This is a genomic window from Parasphingorhabdus sp., assembly GCF_039968395.1.
Lineage (GTDB): Bacteria > Pseudomonadota > Alphaproteobacteria > Sphingomonadales > Sphingomonadaceae > Parasphingorhabdus.
The window spans coordinates 112,873-138,729 of record NZ_JBDVPV010000002.1 but is presented as its reverse complement, the minus strand read 5'-3'; the positions used below and the strand labels follow the sequence as shown (position 1 = coordinate 138,729).

At 55.6% G+C, this 25,857-nt stretch carries 29 protein-coding genes; 17 read left to right on the top strand and 12 right to left on the bottom strand.

Annotated features, from left to right (window positions below; translation table 11 throughout):
- Positions 1–145: 145 nt before the first annotated feature.
- The 11 genes from ABJI30_RS04775 (at position 146) to ABJI30_RS04725 (ending at position 8,292) form a co-directional block, all read left to right on the top strand.
- A complete protein-coding gene (locus ABJI30_RS04775; protein WP_348016045.1) occupies positions 146–988 on the top strand; it encodes a DUF6597 domain-containing transcriptional factor in 843 nt (280 codons plus the stop codon).
- Between the two features lie 112 nt (positions 989–1,100).
- Entirely contained in the window at positions 1,101–1,559 is a 459-nt protein-coding gene (locus ABJI30_RS04770) for an SUF system Fe-S cluster assembly regulator (RefSeq protein ID WP_348016044.1), read from the top strand.
- 44 nt (positions 1,560–1,603) lie between these two features.
- Positions 1,604–3,064, top strand: coding sequence for a Fe-S cluster assembly protein SufB (sufB, locus tag ABJI30_RS04765; RefSeq protein ID WP_348016653.1), 1,461 nt, complete (start codon positions 1,604–1,606; stop codon positions 3,062–3,064).
- Between the two features lie 125 nt (positions 3,065–3,189).
- Positions 3,190–3,786, top strand: a complete 597-nt coding sequence (locus ABJI30_RS04760) for a hypothetical protein (protein ID WP_348025297.1) — start codon at positions 3,190–3,192, stop codon at positions 3,784–3,786.
- Positions 3,787–3,809: 23 nt separating this feature from the next.
- The gene (gene sufC / locus ABJI30_RS04755; RefSeq protein ID WP_348016042.1) at positions 3,810–4,559 is read left to right on the top strand and encodes a Fe-S cluster assembly ATPase SufC; all 750 of its coding nucleotides are present in this window, start codon (positions 3,810–3,812) and stop codon (positions 4,557–4,559) included.
- Entirely contained in the window at positions 4,556–4,879 is a 324-nt protein-coding gene (locus ABJI30_RS04750) for a hypothetical protein (RefSeq protein WP_348016041.1), read from the top strand. Before sufC ends, ABJI30_RS04750 begins: the two co-directional genes overlap by 4 nt.
- Complete coding sequence (locus tag ABJI30_RS04745; RefSeq protein ID WP_348016040.1) at positions 4,876–5,634, top strand: SufD family Fe-S cluster assembly protein; 759 nt, start codon at positions 4,876–4,878, stop codon at positions 5,632–5,634. Before ABJI30_RS04750 ends, ABJI30_RS04745 begins: the two co-directional genes overlap by 4 nt.
- The gene (locus tag ABJI30_RS04740) at positions 5,631–6,887 is read left to right on the top strand and encodes a SufS family cysteine desulfurase (RefSeq protein ID WP_348016039.1); all 1,257 of its coding nucleotides are present in this window, start codon (positions 5,631–5,633) and stop codon (positions 6,885–6,887) included. Before ABJI30_RS04745 ends, ABJI30_RS04740 begins: the two co-directional genes overlap by 4 nt.
- 9 nt (positions 6,888–6,896) lie before the next feature.
- Complete coding sequence (locus tag ABJI30_RS04735) at positions 6,897–7,430, top strand: SUF system Fe-S cluster assembly protein (RefSeq protein WP_348016038.1); 534 nt, start codon at positions 6,897–6,899, stop codon at positions 7,428–7,430.
- Positions 7,427–7,927: a GNAT family N-acetyltransferase gene (locus ABJI30_RS04730; RefSeq protein WP_348016037.1), complete on the top strand. Its 501-nt coding sequence runs from the start codon at positions 7,427–7,429 to the stop codon at positions 7,925–7,927. The genes ABJI30_RS04735 and ABJI30_RS04730 overlap by 4 nt, the downstream gene beginning before the upstream one ends.
- 2 nt (positions 7,928–7,929) lie before the next feature.
- Entirely contained in the window at positions 7,930–8,292 is a 363-nt protein-coding gene (locus tag ABJI30_RS04725; RefSeq protein WP_348016036.1) for an iron-sulfur cluster assembly accessory protein, read from the top strand.
- Here the strand turns inward: ABJI30_RS04725 and ABJI30_RS04720 are convergent.
- Positions 8,289–9,167, bottom strand: a complete 879-nt coding sequence (locus ABJI30_RS04720) for an energy transducer TonB (RefSeq protein WP_348025394.1) — start codon at positions 9,165–9,167, stop codon at positions 8,289–8,291. The genes ABJI30_RS04725 and ABJI30_RS04720 overlap by 4 nt on opposite strands.
- A 163-nt stretch (positions 9,168–9,330) precedes the next feature.
- Here ABJI30_RS04720 and ABJI30_RS04715 point away from each other — a divergent pair, with 163 nt between their 5' ends.
- The gene (locus tag ABJI30_RS04715; protein ID WP_348016034.1) at positions 9,331–10,548 is read left to right on the top strand and encodes a cytochrome P450; all 1,218 of its coding nucleotides are present in this window, start codon (positions 9,331–9,333) and stop codon (positions 10,546–10,548) included.
- A 41-nt stretch (positions 10,549–10,589) separates the two neighbouring features.
- Here ABJI30_RS04715 and ABJI30_RS04710 read toward each other — a convergent pair whose 3' ends face one another.
- The 10 genes from ABJI30_RS04710 to ABJI30_RS04665 all read right to left on the bottom strand — a co-directional run bounded on the left by ABJI30_RS04710 (position 10,590) and on the right by ABJI30_RS04665 (position 19,611).
- Complete coding sequence (locus tag ABJI30_RS04710; protein ID WP_348108008.1) at positions 10,590–11,132, bottom strand: energy transducer TonB; 543 nt, start codon at positions 11,130–11,132, stop codon at positions 10,590–10,592.
- Between the two features lie 350 nt (positions 11,133–11,482).
- Positions 11,483–12,496, bottom strand: coding sequence for a cupin-like domain-containing protein (locus tag ABJI30_RS04705; protein ID WP_348016032.1), 1,014 nt, complete (start codon positions 12,494–12,496; stop codon positions 11,483–11,485).
- A gap of 98 nt (positions 12,497–12,594) precedes the next feature.
- Positions 12,595–13,524, bottom strand: coding sequence for an electron transfer flavoprotein subunit alpha/FixB family protein (locus ABJI30_RS04700; protein WP_348016031.1), 930 nt, complete (start codon positions 13,522–13,524; stop codon positions 12,595–12,597).
- Positions 13,524–14,270 carry an electron transfer flavoprotein subunit beta/FixA family protein gene (locus ABJI30_RS04695; protein WP_348016030.1) on the bottom strand — a complete coding sequence of 249 codons (747 nt, stop codon included), beginning with the start codon at positions 14,268–14,270 and terminating at the stop codon, positions 13,524–13,526. Before ABJI30_RS04695 ends, ABJI30_RS04700 begins: the two co-directional genes overlap by 1 nt.
- A 194-nt stretch (positions 14,271–14,464) precedes the next feature.
- Positions 14,465–15,664, bottom strand: a complete 1,200-nt coding sequence (gene sucC, locus ABJI30_RS04690) for an ADP-forming succinate--CoA ligase subunit beta (protein ID WP_348016029.1) — start codon at positions 15,662–15,664, stop codon at positions 14,465–14,467.
- Between the two features lie 142 nt (positions 15,665–15,806).
- Complete coding sequence (locus ABJI30_RS04685; RefSeq protein ID WP_348016028.1) at positions 15,807–16,238, bottom strand: hypothetical protein; 432 nt, start codon at positions 16,236–16,238, stop codon at positions 15,807–15,809.
- 78 nt (positions 16,239–16,316) lie between these two features.
- The gene (locus ABJI30_RS04680; protein ID WP_348016027.1) at positions 16,317–16,847 is read right to left on the bottom strand and encodes a GNAT family N-acetyltransferase; all 531 of its coding nucleotides are present in this window, start codon (positions 16,845–16,847) and stop codon (positions 16,317–16,319) included.
- Positions 16,848–16,862: 15 nt separating this feature from the next.
- A complete protein-coding gene (locus ABJI30_RS04675; protein WP_348016026.1) occupies positions 16,863–17,177 on the bottom strand; it encodes a hypothetical protein in 315 nt (104 codons plus the stop codon).
- Positions 17,174–17,707, bottom strand: a complete 534-nt coding sequence (gene ppa, locus ABJI30_RS04670) for an inorganic diphosphatase (protein ID WP_348016025.1) — start codon at positions 17,705–17,707, stop codon at positions 17,174–17,176. The genes ABJI30_RS04675 and ppa overlap by 4 nt, the downstream gene beginning before the upstream one ends.
- Before the next feature lie 14 nt (positions 17,708–17,721).
- Positions 17,722–19,611, bottom strand: a complete 1,890-nt coding sequence (locus ABJI30_RS04665; RefSeq protein ID WP_348025296.1) for a peptidase M61 — start codon at positions 19,609–19,611, stop codon at positions 17,722–17,724.
- A 250-nt stretch (positions 19,612–19,861) separates the two neighbouring features.
- Here ABJI30_RS04665 and hisS point away from each other — a divergent pair, with 250 nt between their 5' ends.
- The 4 genes from hisS (at position 19,862) to ABJI30_RS04645 (ending at position 23,994) form a co-directional block, all read left to right on the top strand.
- A complete protein-coding gene (gene hisS, locus ABJI30_RS04660) occupies positions 19,862–21,193 on the top strand; it encodes a histidine--tRNA ligase (RefSeq protein ID WP_348016023.1) in 1,332 nt (443 codons plus the stop codon).
- Entirely contained in the window at positions 21,190–22,266 is a 1,077-nt protein-coding gene (gene prfA / locus ABJI30_RS04655; RefSeq protein ID WP_348016022.1) for a peptide chain release factor 1, read from the top strand. The genes hisS and prfA overlap by 4 nt, the downstream gene beginning before the upstream one ends.
- The gene (gene prmC, locus ABJI30_RS04650) at positions 22,259–23,104 is read left to right on the top strand and encodes a peptide chain release factor N(5)-glutamine methyltransferase (protein WP_348016021.1); all 846 of its coding nucleotides are present in this window, start codon (positions 22,259–22,261) and stop codon (positions 23,102–23,104) included. Before prfA ends, prmC begins: the two co-directional genes overlap by 8 nt.
- A gap of 242 nt (positions 23,105–23,346) precedes the next feature.
- A complete protein-coding gene (locus ABJI30_RS04645) occupies positions 23,347–23,994 on the top strand; it encodes a DUF4167 domain-containing protein (protein WP_348016020.1) in 648 nt (215 codons plus the stop codon).
- A gap of 18 nt (positions 23,995–24,012) precedes the next feature.
- Here ABJI30_RS04645 and ABJI30_RS04640 read toward each other — a convergent pair whose 3' ends face one another.
- Positions 24,013–24,762 carry a folate-binding protein gene (locus ABJI30_RS04640; protein WP_348016019.1) on the bottom strand — a complete coding sequence of 250 codons (750 nt, stop codon included), beginning with the start codon at positions 24,760–24,762 and terminating at the stop codon, positions 24,013–24,015.
- Between the two features lie 51 nt (positions 24,763–24,813).
- Between ABJI30_RS04640 and pyrC the strand changes: the two genes are divergently transcribed.
- Positions 24,814–25,857, top strand: a complete 1,044-nt coding sequence (gene pyrC, locus ABJI30_RS04635) for a dihydroorotase (RefSeq protein WP_348016018.1) — start codon at positions 24,814–24,816, stop codon at positions 25,855–25,857.

The window sequence follows — 25,857 nt, the reverse complement described above, 5'->3', positions numbered from 1 at the left end:
GTAATTTTGTAGCAATGGAGTTCTTTTCCTTATTGGCCTGGCCATATTTTTGGTCAGGCCAGTTTTTTTTCCTATATTTTTCAGCTATAAGAGAGCAACCATAGTCCGTCTGGTGCGTTGAAGCTCAGGTAAAAAGGGGTCCGCTTTGGTTAGTCTGAGATATTTTGTGCCTGCCGAGGATGTCCGGGATATCGTTTCGGTCTATTATCTGTTTGAAACGGATCAGCCAAAATTCGTGGACAACGAACGGGCCGCGATCGCGCAGTTGCGCTTCCTGCTCGAAGGTACTGCGGAAATCAGTTTTCCGGATGGCAAGATATATCCCAGCAAGGACGCGATGCTCATGGGACCATCGACCGGGTCCATGCATTTCGATGTGACCGGACCATTTCGCATGTTCGGTGTCGGCTTGCTGCCCGCAGGATGGTCGGCGGTGACGAAAAAGTCAGCTGCCGATTTTGCGGACAAAGCCATTCCGGCACGCAAGATTTTTACGGATGAAGTCGACAAGAGCCTGGAATTGCTCCGAAATTGCAAAAGCCCGGAGGAAATGACCGGTTGGGCAGACCGGATTTTCCGGGATTTGAAACATCGCGTGAAGCCCGAGGTGGAGGCGTTTACGAAAATGGTCGACGAATGGCTGTCATCGGAACCATCGCCGCCGGTCAGCGCGCTGATGGCGCAGTCCGAGCAAAGTTCGCGGCAGGTCCTGCGGATGGTCAACAAGCTTTATGGCATGCCGCCCAAATATCTCGCCCGCAAATATCGGGCGTTACGCGCAGCGCGAGCCTATGCAGAGCATAATGAAGAAGAATTGCTGGAACTGGTCGACGCCTTTTACGACCAGTCCCACATGATCCGCGAAGTGAAATATTTTGCGGGTACGACTCCGGCCAAATTACGGGTGGCCGAAGGTGAAATCGCTTCATTGATTGATCAGCGCAAGGACTTTAAGGGCAAGATCGCACCCCTCACCTCTGATACCTGACTGGACATATTGGACAGTAGTTTGCGCCAAATTACGGCCTTTTCTTGCAATGATGGATAAATAAGACTAAATAAGTCTTGTTTAACGAATCAACCCTTTTTTGCGAGAATTTATGCGGCTTTCCAGCCTTGCCGATTATGCTGTCGTCCTGATGTCCGCTGCAACGCGGCATTGCGGTGCTGCGCTATTGGCGGAGGGCATGCTGAACGCCACGAAACTTTCCGATGAAACAGGTGTGCCGCTCCCGACAGCGAAAAAGCTGGTAAGCCGTCTGACGGCTGCCGGGTTGTTCGAATCTACGCGCGGTGTCGGCGGTGGCATCCGTCTGGCACGCCCGCCATCATCGATCAGCCTCGCCGATATTGTCGAAGCGGTCGAAGGCCCGCTCGCGATCACCAGCTGTACGATTGACGGCAATCATGATTGCAAGCTGGAAGATGGTTGCGTCGTGAAACCCCATTGGGGCGTCGTAAATACAACAATCCGCAATGCCCTGGCGGATGTCAGCCTTGCGAGCCTGGCCGGATTGCCGGCCAAACCCCGTCCCCGGACCATGGAAAAAGCAGTATGAATGAAGACCTGAAAACCGACAGCTATGATGAAGAGCGTGCCGAAATGAATGCCGAGGCGCAGGAAGCGGTCGACAAGGCGTCGGCTTATGAATTCGGCTGGTCGTCGGACATCGAACAGGATTTTGCGCCCAAGGGTCTGAACGAAGATACCGTGCGTTTCATTTCCGACAAAAAGGGTGAACCGCAGTGGATGCTCGACTGGCGCCTGAAGGCGTTTCGCCAATGGGAAAAAATGGAATCGCCTGACTGGGCAAAGCTCGACATTCCGATGATCGATTATCAGGATGCCTATTATTATGCCGAACCCAAGGCGAAGGAAAAGCTGGGCAGCCTCGATGAAGTCGATCCGGAAATCCTGCGGGTCTATGAGAAGCTCGGCATTCCGATTGAGGAGCAGAAAGTGCTCGCCGGCGTAGAAGGCGCGCGCAAGGTTGCCGTGGATGCGGTGTTTGACAGTGTTTCAGTGGCCACCACGTTCCGCGAAGAGCTGGAAGCGGCAGGGGTCATTTTCCGGTCGATTTCCGAAGCGATCAAGGAATATCCCGATCTGGTCAAAAAATATCTCGGCAAGGTTGTGCCGATGCACGACAATTATTTCGCGACGCTCAACTGTGCGGTGTTTAGCGATGGAACGTTTGTCTACATCCCCAAGGGCGTGCGTTGCCCGATGGAATTGTCGACCTATTTCCGGATCAACGCCGAAAATACTGGACAGTTTGAGCGTACTCTTATTGTGGCCGATGAAGGTAGCTACGTGTCCTATCTCGAAGGCTGTACCGCTCCGATGCGCGATGAGAACCAGTTGCATGCAGCAGTGGTGGAACTGGTCGCGATGGACGATGCGGAGATTAAATATAGCACGGTCCAGAACTGGTATCCCGGAGATGAGAACGGCAAGGGCGGCATCTATAATTTCGTCACCAAGCGCGGGCTGTGTCAGGGCAAAAATTCGAAAATCAGTTGGACGCAGGTCGAGACCGGCAGCGCTGTCACCTGGAAATATCCGAGCTGTGTTTTGAACGGTGAGAACAGCGTGGGCGAATTTTACTCGGTCGCGCTGACCAACAATTATCAGCAGGCCGATACCGGCACCAAGATGATCCACAATGGCAAGAACACGCGTTCGACGATTATCTCCAAGGGTATCAGCGCGGGTCATAGCGACAATACCTACCGCGGACTGGTGCGGGTTGGTCCCAATGCCGAGAATGTTCGCAACTTCACCCAGTGTGATAGCTTGCTGCTCGGCGATAAAAGTGGTGCACATACCGTGCCTTACATAGAGGTCAAAAACCCGACCGCTACGATCGAGCATGAAGCCACGACCAGCAAGATTTCCGACGACCAGATGTTCTACGCCCAGCAGCGCGGACTGGACGAAGAAGAGGCGGTCAGCCTGATCGTCAATGGCTTTGCCAAGGAAGTGCTGAAAGAACTGCCGATGGAATTTGCGGTGGAAGCGCAGAAATTGCTGGCGATTTCGCTTGAGGGGAGTGTGGGGTGATTTTTCGTTCGTCCATTCTCTTGTCGGCAACATTTTTAGTAAGCGGGTGCGCCCAAGCAGAATCGTGGGGTAACGAGACCTCGCTGCTACCCCACATTATCGAGGCAAAGCCAGCAATTGCATGCATGGAGACACATACTCTTTCATCAAACGGTAAAGTCGAATGGGAAAGCGGAGCACCGACCGGCCCTCTTTATCAGGAAGGTGTAATTGAAGGTTGTATGGAATCGATTGGACTGGGCAACCAGAATAGTGAGCTAGTCCAATATGACGAGAATTCCTTGGCAAACTCAAAGAAGCACATCGTATATATGTGGGCAATGATGATGGGCGATCGAGAAAATGTTCTGCGGGCAGATGGACTGGAACAGGTTGTAGATTACGCTTCATGCGTTGAAAACGGTCTCCGTCTTGAACCATCGTTTCTTAGTGGAGAGGTGCAAAAGGTTCAGAACGCAATTGGTGTTGCAGTTTCAAATTGTGATGATCACTTGTTGGCAAAGGTTGTTAGCAACCCAAGCCCGTCTTCTGAAGATTATGCCGGGCAGGAGTATCGCCTCGCAGGCATTGCGTTGACCCTCTCGCAAGTGAATATCCAATTCATTCTCGATCAACTTGATCGTACTCCAACTGAGTGGAAACGAAAGGTTCCCACTAAAAGTAACGGCTCATTGCCGGTTGTAGCTCCTCCTCCGCAAGTTGTTGCACCGCCATCAAACTAGCCAAACTCCAGAAAAGAAAAATAATGCTAAAAATTGAAAACCTCCACGCCACTGTAGGCGATACTGAAATTCTCAAAGGCCTTTCGCTCGAAATCAACGCGGGTGAAATCCATGCGATCATGGGCCCCAATGGCGCGGGCAAATCGACGCTGGCCTATGCACTCGGCGGACGGCCCGGCTATGAGATTACCGAGGGCAGCGTGTCGTTCAACGGCACTGATCTGCTTGATACCGATCCCCATGAACGCGCAGCAGCAGGTATCTTCCTCGGATTTCAATATCCGGTCGAAATTCCCGGGGTCAGCAACCTGCAATTCCTGCGCGAAAGCCTCAACAGCCAGCGCAAGGTGCGCGGCGAAGAACCGCTGAACGGGGCGCAGTTTATCAAGCTTGCCAAGGAAAAGGCGGCGCTGCTGAAGATGGATATGGACATGCTCAAGCGGGCCGTGAATGTCGGTTTTTCGGGCGGTGAAAAGAAGCGCAACGAGATGGTCCAGATGGGGATATTAAACCCCGCACTGGCGATCCTTGACGAGACCGACAGCGGCCTCGACATCGACGCACTGCGCACCGTGGGTAGCGGCATCAATGCGATCATGCGCAAGCCGGACAAGGCGGTGCTGTTGATCACCCACTATCAGCGCCTGCTCGACGAAGTGAAGCCCGACTATGTCCACGTACTGGCCGATGGCCGGATTGTGAAAACCGGCGGACCGGAACTTGCCTTGCAGCTTGAAGAACATGGCTACGAAGCCATTTCGGAGGCCGCATGATTTTCAGCGCCCTGCTTTTGGCCGCAGCGCCAGTTGCGGAACCACCCATGACGGTGGACGAGGAAATTGTCGTAATCGGCAAGCGTCTGCAGGGCATTTCTGTGCTTGTCGGCCAGACGGCGCAAGGCAAGCTGACCTGCTCGGTCGACCGGACTTCGGGAAGTACCCGTCTCGACAAGCGCCTGTGCAAGACCGCAGCGAAATGCGTACGCGACAACAGCGACAATCCGTCGGATGCGCTGATCAAGGCCTGTATCGACAAGAAAAAGCCGAAGCTGCTAACCCAGCTGCGCAAGGAAATGCGGAGCGAGCGCCGATGACTGTTGCACAACCTCTTCCTACAAGGCGCGATGAAGCCTGGCGCTATGCTGACCTCAAGGCGCTTGAACCTGTCTGGCCAAAGCTTGTCGGTCCGGAGCATATCACAGTTCCTGCTGGCGAAACCGCCTCGCGCCAGATTGCGGAGCTTCCGATGATTGACGGTGTCGGCATTGTCGATCTCGATGTCGCCATTGGTGACGGAGCGACGTTCAACCTTCATCTGCTGTGTCATGCCGCTGACTATGGCCGGATTCAGGTCCGGGTGACGCTGGGCAAAGGCGCGCATTTTGAAATGGGCGGCGCGATATTGGGATCTGGCGAGCAGACGCTGGAAATTGTCACCGAGACCATTCACGCGGAACCCGATGGTACCTCCAATCAGGTCGTGCGCTCGGTATTGGCGGACAAGGCGACGGGCAGTTTCCTGGGCAAGATCAACGTCGCTCGCGATGCGCAGAAAACGGATGCCGCGCAGTCGGTCAAATCGATGCTGCTCGACCGCACCGCCACGGCCAATGCAAAACCCGAGCTGGAAATCTTTGCCGATGACGTGAAATGTGCGCATGGCGCGACTGTTGGCGAGCTCGACAAGCAGGCGCTATTCTATCTCGCATCACGTGGCCTGCCCCCTGCGGCGGCCAAAAAACTGATGCTGCAGGCCTTTATTGCGGATGCGTTTGTTTCGCTGGAAGACGGTGAGGCCCATGATCAGATTGAAGGCAAGGCGCTGGAGATACTGGAGGCGCTGTCATGAGTGCGTCGTCCGCAACCGCTCCGGGTCTGGCCCGTTGGGAAAATGAAGGCGGCGCGGTACGGTCTGTATCCCGCCGTGCTGATTTTCCCGGTATTGCAGATGACTGGCACTATCTCGACACGGCCGCGACCGCACAGAAACCGGCGGCCGTCCTGGATGCGATTGCCCGTGCCTATGGTCCGGATTATGCAACCGTGCATCGCGGCGTCTATGCGCGGTCGGCCAATATGACACTGGCTTATGAGACGGCGCGCAAACGCGTGGCGGGCTTTCTCAATGCGGCTTCCGAAAATGAAATCGTGTTTACCAGCGGGGCAACTGACAGCATCAATCTGGTGGCTGAAAGCTGGGGCAATGCAAATGTCAAAGCAGGCGACCGCATCATGCTCAGCCAGCTGGAACACCACAGCAATATTGTGCCGTGGCAATTGCTCGCCGAGCGGGTCGGAGCGCATATTGATGTCGCGCCTTTGACAGATGACGGCCAGATTGATCTCGACTGGATCGAAGATAATCTGACCCAGCAGCACAAGCTGGTGGCGCTGGCCCATGTATCCAATGTGCTGGGCAGTCTGCTCGATGCCCAACGTGCTGCGGCGCTGGTCCACAGGGTCGGGGCAAAATTGCTGCTCGACGGATGTCAGGCTGCACCGCGCCTGCCGGTGGATGTGCAGGATCTGGGTTGCGACTTCTATGTGTTCTCGGGGCACAAGATTTACGGACCAACCGGCATTGGTGCGCTTTGGGCGCCTTATGAAACACTCGCTGCCATGCCGCCTTGGAAGGGCGGCGGATCGATGATTGACCGGGTGTCATTTGATGGCACAAGCTTCGCACCGCCGCCGGGACGGTTTGAAGCCGGCACCCCGCATATTGCCGGAGTTGTCGGGCTGGATGCGGCGATCCAATATGTCGAAGCGATCGGGTTGGACGTGATCTCCGACCATGAAAACCGTACATTGGCCATGGCGCGCGAAGCGCTGGCCGGGATCAATAGCGTGCGTGTTTTCGGACCGGACAAGAGCATGGGAATATTGAGTTTTGCTGTCGGCGACGTGCATCCGCATGATGTCGCCACCATATTGGATGAAGGCGGTGTGGCGATCCGCGCGGGCCATCATTGTGCACAGCCGCTGATGGATTATCTCGGCGTACCGGCAACGGCGCGGGCGAGTTTCGGAATTTACAGTGACGAACAGGATGTCGCGGCGCTGGTCGACGGCATCGAACGGGTCAGAAAGATTTTCGGGTAGGGAATGGATATGAGCGAAGAACGGAAAATATTGGTGGAAGAAGTCGACAGTGTCGAAAAACCCCCTTTGGCGAAAGTCGAAGATGCGGTGGAAGAAAAGCCCGAACCGGCGGCCACACCAGTTATGGCACCTTCTCCTTACGAAGCGGAAAGTGATGCGAGCAAGCTCAATCGCAAGCGCGATTATCTCGAAGGTTTTCTGGCGCAGCAGCCAACGGAAACCCCGGCAGGCGAGGCGGGCGGCGATCTCTATGAGGCTGTCGTCGACACGCTGAAATCGATTTATGACCCAGAAATTCCGGTGAATATTTATGATCTGGGATTGATCTACGGTGTTGAAATTACGTCGGACAATCACGCGATTGTGACGATGACGCTGACCACGCCGCATTGCCCGGTCGCCGAATCCATGCCCGGCGAAATCGAATTGCAGGTCGGCAGTGTGCCGGGTGTTGGACATAGCGAAGTGAATCTCGTCTGGGATCCGCCATGGGATCCCGGCAAGATGAGTGACGAGGCGAAACTTGAACTGGGGATGCTGTGAGCGAAACGACCACTCTTTCTGCGACAATCGTTCGCGCGGACTATAATGATCCGAAACATGCGGCAGATATCGTATCGATGTTGCGCAGCTATGCGATGGATCCGATGGGTGGCGGCGAGGATTTGTCCGGGCAGGTCCAGCGCGATCTGGTGCCCGGCTTGCAGGCCATGCCGGCGGCGTCCTCGATATTGGCTTATATCGGTGACGAAGTTGTGGGCCTGGCCAATCTGATGACGACCTTTTCATCCTTCGCCGCAAAACCGCTGCTCAACATTCATGACATTGCGGTATCAAAAGACCATCGCGGTCATGGTATCGGGCGGAAATTATTTGATGAAATTCACAAGATAGCGGACGAGATCGGTGCCTGCAAAGTGACGCTGGAAGTTCTCGAAGGCAACGCACCGGCGCGGGCGCTCTATGCGTCGCTTGGCTATGGTGATTATGTGCTGGACCCCGAAATGGGCAAGGCGATGTTTTGGCAGAAAAGGCTTTAGAAATGACCGATACGAAAACCAAAACCAGAGAAATACCGGCGGCGATTATCCTGACGCCCGCGGCCGAACAGCGCGTCGCGGACTTGATGTCCAAGGCGCCGGATGACGTGATTGGCGTGAAACTCTCCACCCCGCGTCGCGGCTGTTCCGGGCTGGCCTATTCCGTGGATTACATCACCGAGGAAACGCCGTTTGACGAAAAGATCGTGACGCCCGGCGGCGTGTTCTACGTCGATGGCCCCAGCGTGCTTTATCTGGTCGGCTCGACAATGGACTGGCAGGAAGATGATTTCACCGCCGGTTTTGTGTTCAACAATCCCAATTCCAAAGGCGATTGCGGCTGCGGAGAGAGTTTTACGGTTTAGCGTATTTTTCGCATTTGCTTCATGGCGAAGCGAACCTGACTCCGCCAATAGGACGCCATCGGTTTTCCATCAGCGTCTAGAGCGGGCGTGAACGATGCTCTTCTGATCAACGCGTTGCAGACTGCATCATCAAACTTTTGAGGCCGTGTTGTCTGCTGAATGTGGCAAGCCGTCGCCTTACCTTTCTCACTCACACTGAGGCGAAAATTGATCATAGCCGGTTGTTTTTGTTTCAGCATACCGGCCGGATAGTCATCATCACGAATCCAGTTTTCGACATTGCCAATGGGGCGAGCCCGTTCGGTTCGGGTTTTGTGACGTTCGACATCAATACCCCAGTCGGCCATCATCTCACGGACACATGCGTGCATGGCGCCAATGGGTCCTTTGAATGACCCTGTTTCCAGAATAACTGGTCTTTTCTGACCAACGCGAACTTTCAAAAACTCGACCGCCGCGTAACGACTTTTGCTCAGGCGGTTTGCTTTGGTGGCTTTGGCGACTCCATCAATGCGAACCTGCTTGATCGCAACCAGTGCTGGCAGGCCACCTGCCTCTCCTAGTGCGTAAGGGACTCTCTGTTCCGTTTCATGCGCACCAAATTGTACTTTCAATGGTCGTTTGTCGCTATGGATTCTGACAGGCTCACCAGCCAGTGTCATCCTAAATCTCGCTGTCGGTCCAAAGCGGGTTAGCACAAGCATCATCTTGTTTTCATCCTCGCCAAACAGCCGGACCAGTCGGCAGCTGTCATCCTGATGACGCATGACCCATTTTGATGCTGGCTTCAGGTGCAACGGTTCTTTGGCAAAAGCCAATTGCGGCCATGATAATGCCATGATCAGAGCTGGCAAAATGCTGAATCTTGTTCTCATGCCGTCCATCATAAGCAGCCTGCAACGAACCGCAACCCGACGGCACTTACCATAAAAGGGCGTGAGGGCTGCCCCACGTCACCCACTTTTTGACAATCATTGAACCGTTTCCCATGGCAGAGCGACTATATGTGCACACGCCCGATTTTTCCGGAGAATAACTGTGACGCAAAAATATGATCTGCAGAGTGCGGCCTATCATGCCGATCCCTGGCCGACGCTGAACCGGATGCTCGCCGATGGCCCGGTGATCGAATCGCGGATGCCGCTGATTGGGAAAATCTGGTGGGTGACCGGCCATGATGCGGTCCAGGAATTTTTGAAAAGCCAGGACAAATTTGTCTCCGATCCGCGCAATATCGGCAAGAAGAACATGTTCGGCGTACCATGGTTGCCGCGGACCTACCGGATATTAATGGAGAATATTCTGATGCTCGACGATCCCCGGCACCGGCGGTTGCGCAAATTTGTCGATGCGCCGTTTCGCATGGGCTGGATCGATCAGTACCGGCCGACCATTGAAATCATTACCGACCGGCTGCTCGACGAAATGGAGCAAAAGGGCGAAAAGGATATTGCCGGAAATTTTGCACGGGAACTGCCGCTCGAAGTCATCTGCGAGATATTGGGACTGGAAGGCGACCGCGAGATGTTCAAAAGCTGGATGGCGGAGATGACCAACACAATGTCGGTGTGGACGATCGTCACCATGGTTCCGCGGCTGAAAAATATCATCACATATATGCAGGGCGAGATTGACCGCGTGCGCGCGGCGCCGGGCCCGGGTTTACTTTCCGAGATGGTCCATGCCGAAGCGGATGGCGAACAGATGAGCGACGAGGAATTGCTGTCGATGGTGGTGATCCTGTTCATCGCCGGGCACGAGACGACGGTGCACCTGATCTGCATGGCGCTGCACAGTTTTATCAGCCATCCCGAACAGCTGGAAATCTTGCGCAGCGATTATGCGTTGATGCCGCAAGCGGTGGAGGAGGTCATGCGCTATGCGACGCCGGTGCAGGCCACCAAACCCCGCATGGCGCGGCAGGACATGGAATTTCACGGGCGCCAGCTGAAAAAAGGCGACCGCTGCATGGCGGTGCTGGCGACGGCCAATATCGACGGGTCGGTTTTTGACGATCCGCTGGCGTTCAACATCCGGCGCGAAGACAAGGCGCGCCATGTCGGCTTTGGCGGCGGGATCCACTTGTGTCTGGGAATCCACCTCGCCCGCGCCGAAGCCCAGATCGCGCTGGAGCGCATGTTCCGGCGCTGGGAGAATATCCGCTTTGCCGTACCGGAAAGCGAGCTGGACTGGCACAAAAGGCTCGGGCTGCGCGGGTTCAAGGCACTGCCGCTGGAGTGGGATGTTGTGGGGTGAGGGTGGTGGTTTAGGGGGTTTCGCCGTTCAATGGGTTCAGTTTATCGGGGCACCTGCCAGCGTGCAGCGGAAACCCAAGGTGCGGCGGTGGGCTGATTGTTCTCATCCAGAGCTGGAGAAAATCGCGCACGTGAGACTGCCTTTCGGCATGTTTCTCGATCAAGGTCGGCATGTCCACTTGAGACCAGAATCGCGCAGTTTTCAACTTTTCCATTCTGGTCGACATCCAGCCTGAACTGCGTTTTCCCCTCCCGCCGCTCTTTGTAAGCTGCTTTGGGATAATCGGTGGCCATGACCCAGCGCCCCGAGTTGCCCTTCGGCTTTGGAAACTGTTTCAGACTTGCAAGCTGATCATAATTCATGCCCATGGTCTGGAACAAATCGCGCTGGCATTTCTCAAGAGCCTTTGCCGGTGGGGACAAGTCCCCAACCCTCAGAGCTACGGTCGAAGCCTTGTCTGAATCTATGGTCAGAATATCGCCCTGCTTGCCGTTGTTCATGAAACTGGTGTTCACATTAAAAACGCGCCAGATGGACTTGCCCTCTTGGCTGCCGGGATAGATTCTGGTGTGGCGGCGATCCAATTTCGTACCATTGCTAAGTAATAAATCGGCCTTGGAGTATATCCCTTTAATGCCGATCTGCGGCGTAATCAGGATAAGTTCCGATGACCCGAATTTTGGCCCTTGAACAATTGCGAACAGAATTTCATTTTCCTCAGTCCCAAAGTTGCGACTCAACTCGCAACTGGCTTTTGAGTAGTTCAGTTTCCATCCAGAAGACGGTTCCAGCGGAGTTTCATCCGATTTTGCGGCAACGGGGAAAGATGTTAAAAATATCAACAACAGACAGCAAAACATGATTGGCTTCATTTCACTACCTTAGAAAAATCTTCCAGTGTTTTCACTGCCAGCTTCAATCCTATTCCCCTCCACTAAAACTCCGTCTCCGTCAGATACCCGGTATAAAAATCATTATCCGCCCGGAAATTGATGAACGACATGCCGATGGTCAGATCCAGTCCCACCACATAATGCCACCAGCCGACCGGCAGGAACAGCGCCTCGCCCGGTCCGATATCGCATTGCCACAGCTTGGGCGCATGTTCGCCCATTGCGGTGACTTCGTCGGGAGAGGTCCACTGGCTGAAGCAATGTTTGTGGTTGCGCATGTGGGCGCTGTCATAGGGAGCAATCATGGTGATGCGCTTGCGGCCGGCGATCTGGAGCAGCAGGTTGTTGGTCAGGTCGTGATGGAACGGCGTGATCGTGCCTTTGGGGCCCATCCAGAAAAAACCGTCATTGGCGCCGGTGGGTTTGAGCAGGCTGATCTCGCCGACATCATCCCATAGCGGCGCCAGCGCCTGTTTGTTGACCGTGTCATTATTGGCAGTGATATAAAAATCATTGCTGCTGTCCGCCTTGCGCAGCGCCGCGACAAAATCGGCGAAGGTGACATTGCGTTTCAGCTCGTTGCTGGCAATTTCATAGTCATCGCGGGACAGCCTTTGCCCCTGCAGCTCGATCATGGTGCTGCCCATTTTCCCGGCGAGAAAATCCAGAGACCATTTGTCCATGGCGGGCCAGTGATCGACCAGGCCGGTGAGTTTTACCGGCATGTTGCGATGGTAATAGTCCGCGAAAAACACGTCCGGTTCGATCTTGTCGACTACGGGTATGTCGGTTGTTTCACCGGCCTCGGAGCGTCGTAGCCGGCGATAAATGTCCAGCGTCCAGTCGCGTTTTTTGACTTGATTGCCGAGCCGTTTTCCGGCGGCGAACAGCGGATCTTTCATCGCACGACCGGCTTCGTAATTGGCGGCTTTTTCGCTGTATCCGGCAGCGATGAACCGCGCGGCGAGCTGATCGACGGGGCAACCTTCCATCAACGCCTGGGCCAGGACGTCGCGTTTACCGGGCTTGTTTTGGGGCTTTTGTTTCACAGTCATAAGTGCGTCGTAACAGTGAAACATTTCGGAATAAAGAAAAGACCCCGATGCGCGGGCACCGGGGTCTTGTTATTTGTTGTCCTGAAATGGGTTCGGGATCAGACTTTGGAAGTCAGTTCCGGCACCGCATCAAACAGATCCGCGACCAGCCCGATATCGGCAATCTGGAAAATCGGCGCGTCTTCGTCCTTGTTGATCGCGACAATCGTTTTGGAATCTTTCATGCCCGCAAGATGCTGGATCGCGCCGGAAATTCCGATGGCGATATAGACTTCTGGTGCGACGATCTTGCCGGTCTGGCCGACCTGATAGTCGTTGGGCACATAGCCCGCATCGACTGCGGCACGCGAAGCGCCAATGCCGGCGCCGAGCTTGTCGGCGAGCGGTGTGATAACCTCTTCGAACTTTTCGGAGCTGCCGAGCGCGCGACCACCGGAAACGATGATCTTGGCGGATGTCAGCTCAGGCCGTTCGGACTTGGCAATTTCTTCGCTGACGAAGCTGGACAGGCCGGCATCGCCTGCGCCGGTGACGCCTTCGATCGAGGCACTGCCGCCTTCGGTAGCGGCCTTGTCAAACGCGGTGCCGCGAACGGTAATGACCTTCTTGGCATCCGAAGTCTTGACGGTAGCAATCGCGTTGCCTGCGTAAATCGGACGGGTGAACGTGTCTTCGCTCTCAACCGACAGAATGTCGGAAATCTGCATCACGTCGAGCAGGGCTGCGACGCGCGGCGCGATATTCTTGCCGGTGGTGGTGGCCGGTGCGAGGAACGCATCATGGCTATCCATCAGGCTGGCAACCAGCGGCGCAACATTTTCTGCGAGCTGGTTGGCAAGCGACGCATCGTCGGCCACATGCACGGTGCTGACACCTGCAACTTTGGCAGCCTGTTCACCGACACTGGCACAGCCAGAGCCAACCACAAGTGCATGGACTTCGCCCAATTGGGAGGCGGCAGTGACGACGGCCAGTGTGGCGTCTTTCATATCCGCATTATCATGTTCTACGAGTACAAGAGTCTTCATCAGATGGCTCCTACAGCTTTGAGTTTCGCAACCAGTGCGTCCACGTCTTCGACTTTCTCACCAGCCTGGCGAACCGGGGGTTCGGTGACATTGGTGGTGGTCAGGCGCGGCGTGATATCGACGCCATAATCAGCAGGCGTTTTCTCATCCATCGGCTTTTTCTTCGCCTTCATGATGTTCGGCAGCGACGCATAGCGTGGCTCGTTGAGGCGCAGGTCGGTGGTGATCACTGCGGGAAGGTTGAGCTTCACGGTCTGCAGCCCGCCATCAATTTCGCGTTTCACTTCGATGCTGTCGCCGTCAAGGTCGACGGTATTGGCAAATGTGCCCTGGCCCCAGCCGAGCAAGGCTGCGAGCATCTGACCCGTCTGGTTCGAGTCATCATCAATTGCCTGCTTGCCGGTAATCACCAGCTGCGGTGCTTCTTCTTCGACAATCTTCGCCAGGATTTTGGCAACGCCCAATGGCTCGACTTCTTCGTCAGTCATCACCAGGATCGCGCGATCCGCACCCATGGCGAGAGCGGTGCGCAATGTTTCCTGCGCCTTTTGCGGGCCAACCGAAACCGCAACGATTTCTTCTGCCTTGCCGGCTTCTTTCAGGCGGATGGCTTCTTCGACGGAGATTTCATCAAACGGGTTCATCGACATTTTGACATTGGCGAGATCGACGCCGCTGCCGTCGGATTTGACCCGCGGTTTTACGTTATAGTCTATGACCCGTTTGACGGGCACCAGGATTTTCATTGCTGTTTCCTCTATTGAATTTCGAACTCATCTATAGCTTACGTTCACGTAAACGTCAAATATTTGTGCTGCGCTGCAACATTATCTCTTTCCGGCAAACACTCCGTCCGTCCTGAGCCTGTCGAAGGACCTTGGTTCGCGCAAAACTGTACTTCGACAAGCTCAGCGCGAAAGGCAATTCTTCTCCGCCAGACTCAAGCCGCCTCTTTCACCTGTGCGACAATCTTGCGGGCCGCATCGCCGAGATCATCTGCCGGTACGATCGGAAGACCGCTATTCGCCAGTATCTCTTTGCCCTTCGCGACATTCGTGCCTTCCAGACGGACCACGAGAGGCACATCCAGTTCGACTTCCTTCGCCGCAATCACGATCCCTTCGGCAATCACATCACATTTCATGATGCCGCCAAAGATGTTCACGAGAATGCCTTCCACTGCAGGATCTGCGAGAATGATCTTGAACGCTGCGGTGACTTTCTCCGTCGTCGCGCCGCCGCCAACATCGAGGAAGTTGGCCGGGAACGCGCCGTTCAGCTTGATAATGTCCATGGTCGCCATGGCGAGGCCAGCGCCATTGACCATGCAGCCGATGCTGCCATCCAGCTTGATGTAAGCGAGATCATGCTTGCTGGCTTCGACTTCTGCCGGGTCTTCTTCGGTTTCGTCGCGCAGCTCTGCAAGATCGGGGTGACGCATCAGCGCATTGCCGTCAAAGCTCATTTTTGTGTCGAGGACGATCAGTTGCTGATCCTCGGTCACTACCAGCGGATTAATCTCCACCATCTCGCAATCCATCGCCATGAACGCGTCATAGAGTTTTTTGCCCAGCTTCTGTGCCTGTTTGTTCAGATCGCCCTTCAGTTGCAGAGCGAATGCAATGGAACGGCCGTGATGCGGCATGAAGCCCTGCGCCGGATCAATCGTGATCGTGCGAATCTTTTCAGGCGTCGAATGCGCAACTTCTTCAATATCCATGCCGCCTTCGGTAGAAACCACCATCGCCACGCGACCGGTCGCCCGATCAACCAGCATGGAAAGATAGAATTCCTTCTCGATATCAACGCCGTCGGTGACATAGAGACGGTTGACCTGCTTGCCTGCGTCACCGGTCTGGATGGTCACCAGCGTATTGCCCAGCATTTCCTCGGCATTGGCGCGGACTTCGTCAATGGACTGGGCCAGCCGGACACCGCCTTTGGCATCAGAACCAAGTTCCTTGTATTTCCCTTTTCCGCGGCCACCGGCATGAATCTGGGCTTTCACCACATAAAGCGGGCCAGGCAGTTTTTCAGCAGCGGCCACGGCTTCGTCTACAGTGAGTGCCGCATATCCGGCGGGAACGGCAATGCCGTGTTTAGCGAGCAATTCTTTGCCCTGATATTCATGGATGTTCATGGAAGAGAGGCCAGGCCTTTCATTGGGTTAAAAGTGAGTCTCGTTGTGGGGGCTAAAGCACAGACCGATGCGGATTGGAAGCCTTGAACGCCCCAAAATCCGATGATTCATCAAAACTGTTATGGAAATGCGCTTCCGGTGCTCAATTCTTCTTTTTCGCCGGTCGATAGGGGATGAATTCGCCAAGCCGGCACGGCATCCCGGATATCCCGCTGAACCGGTCTACGGTCTGTATCTGATCGCCCCGGCACAATTGCGCACCGTGCAGCTTGGTGACGAATATGGCATCGTCATCGAGACCCCGGCATTGCGACAGCAGATTGTTGCGATATTCCGTCCCCGCCATGCCGGAATAGACCAATACGCGGTCGCCATAAGGAACCGGATTCCCCAGCCTGCTGACGTTGACGCAGCGTATGGGTGTGCCCGCAACCTTGTCCTCGAACCTTTCCGCAAGCTGCGCCGCATTCTCTGCAGATAGAGGGGCCTCGCTGGTTGTCATGTCACCCTGCGTACAGGCAGCCAGTGCCAGTGCGACGGGGACCAACAGAATGAGTTTTTGAGGGAACACCATGTTTCTCCTTTGTTTCAACCAACTGAGAGAGTCAGAAATATAGCAGAAATCCGGCGTCCCGAAAATAGCGGTGTCGACCTACTTTTGTTCAAGCATCTTGCGCATCGCGCAACGTTTGTCGGCAGGCAGGCCTTCTTCGACTTCGTGCGCCAGAACTGCGCGAAGTCGCGGTGATATCTGGTCTGCATGCAAGGTCTGGTAGCCCATTTTGCTGTAAAATTGCTCGTTAAAAGCCAGATCACGAAAGGTCGTCAGGGTAAGCGCATCCAGGCCGGATTTCCGGGCAAAATCTTCCGCCACATCCAGCAATTTTCGTCCCAGACCATGGCCCTGCTCGGCATGATGGACGGTTATTTCCCAGATGTGCAGCGCATTTTCAAACTCTTCTGCGATCAGAAAGGCGACCAGTTTGTCCTGATCATTTTCCGCCACCCAGACGACGGCCCTGTCCATCCAGTCGAGATGTTCTGCAGCAGACCAGACTTCATCGTCTGCAACCCACTCGAGGCCGGGAACGGAACGAAATGCGGTGCCGCCGGATATTTCAATCTCGGGAAGAAATGGCGCATCATCGGGAACGGCTCGCCGGATGTTCCATTTTGCTGGCAAATGCAGTCCCCTCTCCTATTTGAGCGCACAAATCAGGCCGGATGATGTCACGACTCCGATAATCTCGGGATCCTGCAACGCCTTGGTACGTTTTGCAAATTCATCAAAAGCCACGTCCCCGGATTTTCGGTTCTGCAACTTGCCCAGCCTGCCGAGTTTTTTAAGCTGTCCAACCGACAACCGGTCCACCATCCGCCCGGCCATGCACTGCGAGACCGGTTCCGACAGGCCGGCTTTCATCAGGCCATTACGCACCCGCGTTTCCGGGGTGGCACATGCGCTCAGCAATGAAATGGCAGCCAGACTGGTCGGCAGGCCGGCCGCGTTCATGCCTTGGATCGCGCCAGTTCTATCGCATCCAGAACAACCTGGCGAGCTTCCTCTGCATCACCCCATTTCCCGACGCGCACCCATTTTTCAGGCTCGAGGTCTTTGTAGTGAGTGAAGAAATGCTCGATTTGCTGCATCACGATTTCCGGCAGATCACCGCCTTCGCCAATCGCCCGGTAATAAGGAAAGGTTGCGTCAATCGGGACGCAGAGCAGTTTTTCGTCACCGCCATGCTCGTCTTCCAGGTTCAGCACTGCAATTGGCCGGCAGCGGACAACACAGCCGGGCATGAACGGCGAGCGCGCAACCACCAGCGCGTCAAGCGGATCACCATCGGGTGACAGCGTGTGCGGGACAAATCCGTAATTGGCCGGATAGCGCATCGGCGTGTGGAGAATACGATCAACGAACAACGCACCGCTATCCTTGTCGAATTCATATTTAACGGGTTCACCACCCACCGGAACTTCAATGATGATGTTCAGGCTTTCGGGCGGATTATCGCCAATGGCGATTTTGGAGATGTCCATGGTCGTGCAGATCCTTATCTGGTTTTCGGCTTCAACAGCCGATCAATGCCCCCTTCAACAGCAATCCCCTCCCCGGATATTTTTTCAAGGTGCGGATAGCGCAGGCCATCTGAATAATCGACCAGAAAATTGATGTACTGATCATCATTTTTTGCGAATATTTCAATTGGACCATCCTGGCCGCTATTATCCGCGACGGCCTGCTTCAAAACTTCCGCGCTATAGGCCTTGCCATTGACTGCGGAAATGCTGAGGCCGGATTTAAGACCCGCCCGAAAGGCCGGACTGTCCCACATGACCGCTTTGATCACCCCTTTGTTGCTGACAATCAGACCCAGGCCGTGGCTCAGGTCCATTTGTTTGCGGCGTTTGTCATTGGCGCGGATATACGGCGTTTGCTGATCAGTGTAGATCAGGCGGTAACCGCCCAGCTCCAGTCCTTCCTTCGGCGCTTCGGTGCTCAGGCCGTAGACACGATCACGGATGAAACCGGACCAATCATAGGGCTGTACTTTCTGCAACGCGGCAATCACGTCATCCCGGGTATAGGTTACAACCCCATAGTCACCATTACGGCCCTTGAAGAATGTGCGAGCAAAATTCTCCAGCGATTTCTTGCCGCCTGATTCGCGGCGGATAATGCCATCGGCTTCCAGCCAGATCAGCAGGCCTTCATTATAATAATCCTCAGATCGCTGCCAGCTGGTCCAGGGCTTCGGTTTGCGCGCGGCAATGATCGGATCATGAGTCGTGTCAATCAACGGACGCCACTGGCGTCCGACCCGGCGGTCCATGTTGGCGGCAATCGCGGCAAAGGCATCCAGCGTATCCTGTTTGCTGTACAGTCCGGACCGCGCGCCCAAAACATAGCCCCAGAACTGGGTTTGCCCTTCATAAACCCAGAGCAGATTGTCCCGCATCGGCTGCCGGAAATCAGGAGTCCACATGCCCTCGGGGCGGCGATATTTGCCGTTCCAGCTATGGGTGATCTCATGTGGCAGCAGATTGCGGCGACCTGGTCCGCGATCCCACTCGGTGAAATATTCCCGGTTCACGCCATTTTCGGAAGACCGGTGATGCTCGAGCCCGATACCGCCCATCTCCTCGGTCAGTGCGAGCAGAAAATCATAGCGATTATAAGGACGGCTGCCGAACAGCGATTCGGCTTCGCGCACCAGTTTGGCATGTTTGGCGATGTGATCCTTTTTGGGTTTCAAAAATTTGGAACTGTCGGCGACGACATTGAGATTTGTCCGGCCATACAGCTTGTAGGTGCGAAAATGCTGACCCGCAAAAACCGGACTGTCGACCAGCGTATCATAATCGGTCTTTTCATAGTTAATGACACCGGCTTCACTGCTGGTTGGGCGCAGCGCCGTAGCGGCTTGCCAACCGGTTGGATATTTTGCGCGGGCTTCAACCGCGATTTGCCGGACATAATGGCCCGCAGGATAGAGCGACACCTGATGCCAGCGCAGATTCAGCATGGCGGGGGCCATGACAATCCGGCCCTGACTGGTGGACGTGGCGGATACAAAATCGAAATTTGCCGTGATTCGCGATGTCCCTTCGGGGATGCTGACATGAAACGCATAAACATCCACATCGTCGCGGATCCAGTCCAGCTTCTGGCCTTCGGCGGTAAATTCCAGTCCTGCAACCTTTTCGATTTCGCCGCGCGGGGCATGATTACCGGGTAACCATTCCGGGTAAAGCAGAGTCAGTCGGCCCGATTGTGCTGCGGCCTCGGCAACCGGAATTTCCTGGGTGACGCGAAAAATACCTTGCGTGTTATCTGTCGCGTCCACGGTCAGTTGCATTGTTCCGGCATAGGGGACGTCCTGCGCCGCCGGGATTGAATTTTCCGGAGCGGCATAGGACGGCTTGCTAAGATTGTCGGGCATGGCCGAATCTGCAAGTGAAGGTGAAGATATGGATAAAAGGCCGGCCGCGACGCCGGAAAGTGCGATGAGACGCATATTCAGATATTCCCCTGATACAAAACTCTTTGGCAGGTCTCTGCCCGCTCTCTGCTGGAGAGCGACATATATGGATGCCGGTTTTTCGGCGCTGCGTCCAGAGCCAAGCGACAAAATATGCCCACTTTCGCTTTTGATGATCAGCGGCTAAAGCGCCGGAAGGATAAAGGACGTTATGGCAAAAATTCAAACCCCGCAGCCGGTGCGCGGCACCCAGGATATATTTGGTGAAGACCAGGAGCGGTTTCAGCATGTGGTGGAAACGTTTGAACGGGTCCGGCGACTATATGGTTTCAAGGGCGTCCAGATGCCGGTGTTCGAACCGACCGCGGTGTTCGCACGCTCTTTGGGTGAAACCACCGATGTGGTGTCCAAGGAAATGTACAGCTTCGAGGATCGCGGCGGCGACAGCCTGACCCTGCGCCCCGAATTTACCGCTGGATTGTCCCGCGCGTTCCTGACCAATGGCTGGCAGCAGCATATGCCGCTGAAGCTTTCGACACACGGGCCACTGTTCAGATATGAGCGCCCGCAAAAGGGGCGCTATCGCCAGTTTCATCAGCTCGATGCGGAAATTATCGGTGCGGGCGAAGCGGCGGCAGATGTCGAACTGCTTTGTTTTGCGGATCAGCTTTTGAAGGAGCTGGGCATAGATGATGGCGTGACGTTGCAGCTTAATACGTTGGGCGATGCGGACAGCCGCGATGCCTGGCGTGATGCCCTGGTCGAGCATTTTCAGGCGCACAGGGCGGATCTCTCGCAAGACAGTCAGGATCGGCTGGAACGCAATCCGCTGCGGATACTGGACAGCAAGGAGCGACAGGACCGCCCGATTGCCGACAGCGCCCCGGATATCGACGCCTATCTGTCGACCGAAGCGAAAGAGTTTTTTGCGCAAGTGACCGAGGGGCTGGACGCCTGCGGCGTTAAATGGGAGCGCAACAGCCGTCTGGTGCGCGGACTGGACTATTATCGCCATACGGCGTTTGAATTTGTGACGGACCGGCTTGGTGCGCAGGGGACGGTGCTGGCTGGCGGGCGTTATGATGGATTGATCGAAACATTGGGCGGACCCGCGACACCGGCTGTTGGCTGGGCTGCGGGGATTGAGCGTTTGGGGATGCTGCTGGAAGGCATTGCACCTGCCCCGCTGGAGCTCGCGGTATTGCCCATGGGTGAGGAGGCCACAACCAGGGCTCTTTCTGTGGCGAGCGAGTTGCGAAGCACCGGATTTTCGGCTGAAATATTTGGTAGCGGCAAATTCAAGAAACGCATGGCGCGCGCCAATCAGGCCGGAGCGCTTGCTGCGGTCATTATTGGCGAAGACGAACTGGCATCCGGCAAAGTGCAATTCAAGAATCTGGCTACGGGCGAACAATCCGCACTGATATTGACCGAGGTCATTGAAAAAATGTGGGATCTGCGGTTTTCCGAAGACCTGGATGATTTTGATTCTCATATTGATGCGCTGGAAAAGGAAGTCGCGCAATTGGGAGATGATGATTGACCACCATCACCCCCCAACGCATCGCCCAGATCGAAGCCCGCTTTGCCGAGCTGCAGGCGATGATGGCGTCTGGCGAGCTTGACGGCGATAAATTTGTCGAAGTTTCAAAAGAATATGCGGAAATCGAACCCGTCGCCCATGCCGCCTCGGAGGTCCAGAGCCTGCGCGATGAGCAGGTCGGGCTGGATGAAATGCTCGCGGGTGACGATGCCGAGATGAAGGCGATGGCCGCCGATGAAGTGGATGGCGTGAAGAAAGCGCTGGCCGCAGCCGAACATGCGCTGGCGCTGAAACTGCTGCCGCGCGATTCTGCTGACGACCGCCCGGCCATGTTGGAAATCCGCGCCGGAACCGGCGGCGATGAAGCAGCATTGTTCGCTGGCGATCTTTACCGCATGTATGCACGCTATGCCGATCTGCAGGGCTGGAAGGTCGAGATGATCTCCGCGAGCGCGTCGGAAGTGGGTGGCTTCAAGGAAGTCGTCGCCAATATTACCGGCAAGGGTGTATTTGCGAAATTCAAGTTTGAATCAGGTGTCCATCGTGTCCAGCGCGTGCCCGAAACCGAATCAGGCGGACGTATTCACACGTCGGCAGCCACCGTTGCCATTTTGCCGGAACCCGAAGAAGTCGATATCGACATCCGCACCGAAGACCTGCGCATCGATACATATCGGGCGAGCGGCGCGGGTGGTCAGCATGTCAACAAGACCGACAGCGCCATCCGTATTACCCATTTGCCCACTGGGCTGGTGGTCCAGTGTCAGGACGGCAAGTCCCAGCACAAGAACAAGGCGCAGGCGTTGAAGGTGCTCGGTGCACGGCTCTATGAACGCGAGCGTGATCTGGTGGCCGGTGAAGAAGCCGAAGCGCGCAAATCGATGGTCGGCTCCGGCGATCGCTCAGAGCGGATCCGGACCTATAACTATCCGCAAGGCCGGGTCACCGACCACCGGATCAACCTGACCCTGCACAAATTGCCCGAGATTATCGAAGGCGGCGCGCTGGGTGACATGATTGACGCGCTGATCGCCGAGGATGAAGCCAGCCGGCTGGCCAATCTGGATGGCTGATGCCGCCGCTGCCCTGCGCGCAGCCGCGCAGGATTTGCAATCCATCACTGACACGCCGCGTCTTGATGCCGAATTGCTGATGGCACATGCGCTGGAAATGAGCCGCGAAGATCTGCTGCTCAAACTGCCAGAACTCAACGCTCCGCGGGACTTTCGCGAACTTCTGCAGCGCCGGCTCGCGCATGAGCCTGTTGCCCATATCATCGGGGAGAAGGAATTCTGGGGCCTGTCATTTCAGGTGTCGCCCGATGTGCTGATCCCCCGGCCGGACAGTGAATTGCTCATCGAAGAAGCGATTCGGCTCGCTGCCGAAAAGCCGCCCGTCCGGATTCTGGATCTGGGGACAGGTAGCGGAGCATTGCTGCTGGCGACGCTGTCAGAATTTCCGGATGCGACCGGAATGGGTATCGATGCCAGCGCTTCGGCGCTCGAGATCGCGCATAATAATGCAGACCGGCTGTCATTGACTGATCGGGCGCAATTCCGGATGCTTGACTGGACGTGCTCTGGCTGGGCCAATGACCTGCCCGGCCCATTTGATCTGATCCTCGCCAACCCGCCTTATGTGTCAACAGATGCGTCGTTGTCTGCGGAGGTCGCGCAATATGAACCGCACGAGGCGCTTTTTGCAGGTGTGGAAGGTCTGGATGACTATCGGATCATCCTGCCGGCCCTCGAAAAACTGTTGGCTACTGGCGGTCATGTCTTGTTCGAGATAGGTTATGATCAAGCTAAAAATGTCACTCAACTTGCTGAATCACATGGCTATTTTGTGCAGTGCCAGCAAGATTTGGGCGGCAATGACCGGCTGTTGACGCTGAACCGGACCGCAAGCTGACAAAATTTGCTTGGTTTTGCCATTTGAAGCGGCTAAGCATGGCGAAGGCCCAGATGATTTCTGGCAATTTCCCAAAATCTCTGGCCCGCTCCCATATTGATGAATTGCTGATGTCCGGCGAATTTTGTCTCTCCATGGGTGGTTGTGGATGATGTCATCTGCAGCATGGAAGCCTGCTGTTTTTGCGGGCCAGACTACAGGAAGACCGAGTATTTTAACGGTAAAGGGACACCCAGATTTTGATGAATAATCGTCAGACCGGCCGCCGTCGTGGCCGGAACAATAATAACCGCAATAATAACAATCGTGGTGGCGGAGGAGTCGACCGGGACAACCGGATTGATAACCGCGCGCGGGGCAATGCCGCCCAGATGCTCGAGAAATACAAGAAAATGGCGCAGGATGCCCAGGTCAATGGCGACCGGGTCAACGCCGAATATTATCATCAGTTTGCTGACCATTATTTCCGGGTCAATGCTGATTCGCAGGCGCGCCGTGAAGAGCAGCGCCTTGCACGCGAGGAAAGCCGCGGAAACAGCAACGACCGCAATGACAGCGGTACTGATGATGATCAGGATCGCCGCCCGCCGCGTGGTCGCCAGCCACGCGACAATCAGCGCGACAATCGCAATCAGGACGCGCAGGACACCGAAAAGTCTGGCGTCACCGAGGAAGAGAAAAAGCCGGTCCGCGCCCGTCGTCCGCGCAAGCCTGCCAATGATCCCGTCAATGGTGAAGCGTCGGAAGAAAACGGACTGGATGCAAGTGCTTTGCCGCCGGCCATTTCAGTGAGCAGCGAAGAATCGTCTAGCGAAGAAGCGGAAGCAAAGCCGGTGCGCAAGCGCCGTGCTGCCAAACCCAAAGCTGCTGAAGAAGGCGATGCAGCCTGAATTGAAAATCCGGTTCTGCTAGAGCACTGTTTCCAGCCAGTTCGGTAGCTTGACACCCTCCAGATCATCCACACGGCGATGTTCGACCGAAAGGCCGAGATCCGGGTAGGCGGTCCGCTGGCGCTTTTCATCTGCCTGATCCAGCGGAACGACAACCAGGCGACGGTTGATCTTTTGGCGGTAATTCATCCGCGCGGTATTTTCCTGGCCGACATAACAACCCTTGGCAAAGCTCACCCCGTTGAGTTCGGTTGCATTGCATTCCAGCCACAAAGTCTTGTCGCTACCCAGTTCGGGTTCGCCTTCCGTTACGCCCAACGCGAGGCGATGGATCCGGTAAGCGGAATCTGCGCCGCCTGAATCGGTCTCGGCTGAATCGGTCTCGCTATCGAGCCAGCGATGGCCGATATCGGACAAGCGCGGGTCGACGGGCTTGTCCCCGGCGATGACCGCCCAGTGAACTGCGAGCGCGGGTTCGGCAGCAATCTCGATTGTTCGGCGCAGCCGGTAGATTTTCAGCCGCTTGATCAAGGCCTCCGCATGCGCCTTTTCGCAGTCGATCAAAATGTCATCACCATCCGCCCACAGGAAAAAGTCGAACAGCACTTTCCCTTGCGCGGTCAGCAAGGCGGACCATTGCGGCAAGGCTGGCTGGACAGTCCCCATGTCCTGCGTAACAAGACCTTGCAGGAACTCTCGCACATCTTCGCCATCCCCGGTTGCGGAGAGGCGGATTATCGAACGGTCAATAAGTCTGGTTTCGGTCATGGGGATTAGGTAGGGACGTTTCATGAAAAAACCAACCCGAATGAGAATGATGTGAACGCAGTGGATCAACTGGAAATTCGTCGGCCGGATGACTGGCATGTGCATTTGCGTGATGGCGAGATGCTGAAATCCGTCGTGGCCTATACCGCGCGGCAGTTTGCCCGTGCGATCATCATGCCCAATCTTTCACCGCCCGCCACAACCGCTGCCGCTGCGAGTGCCTATCGGGATCGCATATGGGCTGCCTTGCCGGAGGGCAGTGATTTTACGCCGCTCATGACCTGTTATCTGACCGATTCTACGGACCCTGATGATGTGGCGCAGGGCTTCGAAGACGGCGTTTTTGCGGCGGCCAAGCTCTACCCGGCCAACGCGACAACCAACAGTGCGCATGGCGTTACGGACGTTGCGAGACTGATGCCGGTGCTGGAGCGGATGCAGACCATCGGCATGCCGCTCTTGGTGCATGGCGAAGTGACCGACAGTGACATCGATATTTTTGACCGGGAAGCGGTGTTCATCGACCGAATCTTGTCCGGCCTTGTGCAAGACATGCCGGATCTGAAAATTGTGTTTGAACATATCACGACATCCCAGGCCGTCGAATTTGTCGATGGCTGCGGCGCTAACGTAGCCGCGACCATCACACCGCATCACCTGCATTTCAACCGCAACGCCATTTTTGCGGGCGGTATCCGTCCGCATGCATATTGCCTGCCGGTGGCCAAACGCGAACAGCACCGGCTGGCTTTGCGCAAAGCAGCTATTTCGGGATCGCCGAAATATTTCCTCGGGACAGACACTGCTCCCCATGAAGTACATGCTAAGGAATCGGCATGCGGTTGCGCGGGCATATTCAACGCACCCTTTGCACTCGAAAGCTATGCGATGGTGTTCGATGAGGAAAATGCGCTGGACAGGCTGGAGGGTTTTGCATCGGAACATGGCCCGAATTTTTATGGCTTGCCGCTCAATGAAGACCGGGTCGTGCTGCGGCGCCAGACAGTGATCGTGCCCGATGATCTTGAAGCGGCAGGATCGCGGATCGTTCCGTTCCACGCCGGAGAAGACATCGGGTGGCAGCTCCAGTTCTAA

What these genes read in the sequence shown, in the direction of transcription:
- ABJI30_RS04770 (WP_348016044.1), top strand. Translation starts at nt 1,101, where the DNA reads ATGCGGCTTTCCAGCCTTGCCGATTATGCTGTCGTCCTGATGTCCGCT.
- sufB (WP_348016653.1), top strand. Translation starts at nt 1,604, where the DNA reads ATGAATGCCGAGGCGCAGGAAGCGGTCGACAAGGCGTCGGCTTATGAA.
- ABJI30_RS04760 (WP_348025297.1), top strand. Translation starts at nt 3,190, where the DNA reads ATGGAGACACATACTCTTTCATCAAACGGTAAAGTCGAATGGGAAAGC.
- sufC (WP_348016042.1), top strand. Translation starts at nt 3,810, where the DNA reads ATGCTAAAAATTGAAAACCTCCACGCCACTGTAGGCGATACTGAAATT.
- ABJI30_RS04750 (WP_348016041.1), top strand. Translation starts at nt 4,556, where the DNA reads ATGATTTTCAGCGCCCTGCTTTTGGCCGCAGCGCCAGTTGCGGAACCA.
- ABJI30_RS04745 (WP_348016040.1), top strand. Translation starts at nt 4,876, where the DNA reads ATGACTGTTGCACAACCTCTTCCTACAAGGCGCGATGAAGCCTGGCGC.
- ABJI30_RS04740 (WP_348016039.1), top strand. Translation starts at nt 5,631, where the DNA reads ATGAGTGCGTCGTCCGCAACCGCTCCGGGTCTGGCCCGTTGGGAAAAT.
- ABJI30_RS04735 (WP_348016038.1), top strand. Translation starts at nt 6,897, where the DNA reads ATGAGCGAAGAACGGAAAATATTGGTGGAAGAAGTCGACAGTGTCGAA.
- ABJI30_RS04725 (WP_348016036.1), top strand. Translation starts at nt 7,930, where the DNA reads ATGACCGATACGAAAACCAAAACCAGAGAAATACCGGCGGCGATTATC.
- ABJI30_RS04720 (WP_348025394.1), bottom strand. Translation starts at nt 9,167, where the DNA reads ATGAGAACAAGATTCAGCATTTTGCCAGCTCTGATCATGGCATTATCA.
- ABJI30_RS04705 (WP_348016032.1), bottom strand. Translation starts at nt 12,496, where the DNA reads ATGACTGTGAAACAAAAGCCCCAAAACAAGCCCGGTAAACGCGACGTC.
- ABJI30_RS04700 (WP_348016031.1), bottom strand. Translation starts at nt 13,524, where the DNA reads ATGAAGACTCTTGTACTCGTAGAACATGATAATGCGGATATGAAAGAC.
- ABJI30_RS04695 (WP_348016030.1), bottom strand. Translation starts at nt 14,270, where the DNA reads ATGAAAATCCTGGTGCCCGTCAAACGGGTCATAGACTATAACGTAAAA.
- sucC (WP_348016029.1), bottom strand. Translation starts at nt 15,664, where the DNA reads ATGAACATCCATGAATATCAGGGCAAAGAATTGCTCGCTAAACACGGC.
- ABJI30_RS04685 (WP_348016028.1), bottom strand. Translation starts at nt 16,238, where the DNA reads ATGGTGTTCCCTCAAAAACTCATTCTGTTGGTCCCCGTCGCACTGGCA.
- ABJI30_RS04675 (WP_348016026.1), bottom strand. Translation starts at nt 17,177, where the DNA reads ATGAACGCGGCCGGCCTGCCGACCAGTCTGGCTGCCATTTCATTGCTG.
- ppa (WP_348016025.1), bottom strand. Translation starts at nt 17,707, where the DNA reads ATGGACATCTCCAAAATCGCCATTGGCGATAATCCGCCCGAAAGCCTG.
- ABJI30_RS04665 (WP_348025296.1), bottom strand. Translation starts at nt 19,611, where the DNA reads ATGCCCGACAATCTTAGCAAGCCGTCCTATGCCGCTCCGGAAAATTCA.
- hisS (WP_348016023.1), top strand. Translation starts at nt 19,862, where the DNA reads ATGGCAAAAATTCAAACCCCGCAGCCGGTGCGCGGCACCCAGGATATA.
- prmC (WP_348016021.1), top strand. Translation starts at nt 22,259, where the DNA reads ATGGCTGATGCCGCCGCTGCCCTGCGCGCAGCCGCGCAGGATTTGCAA.
- ABJI30_RS04645 (WP_348016020.1), top strand. Translation starts at nt 23,347, where the DNA reads ATGAATAATCGTCAGACCGGCCGCCGTCGTGGCCGGAACAATAATAAC.
- ABJI30_RS04640 (WP_348016019.1), bottom strand. Translation starts at nt 24,762, where the DNA reads ATGACCGAAACCAGACTTATTGACCGTTCGATAATCCGCCTCTCCGCA.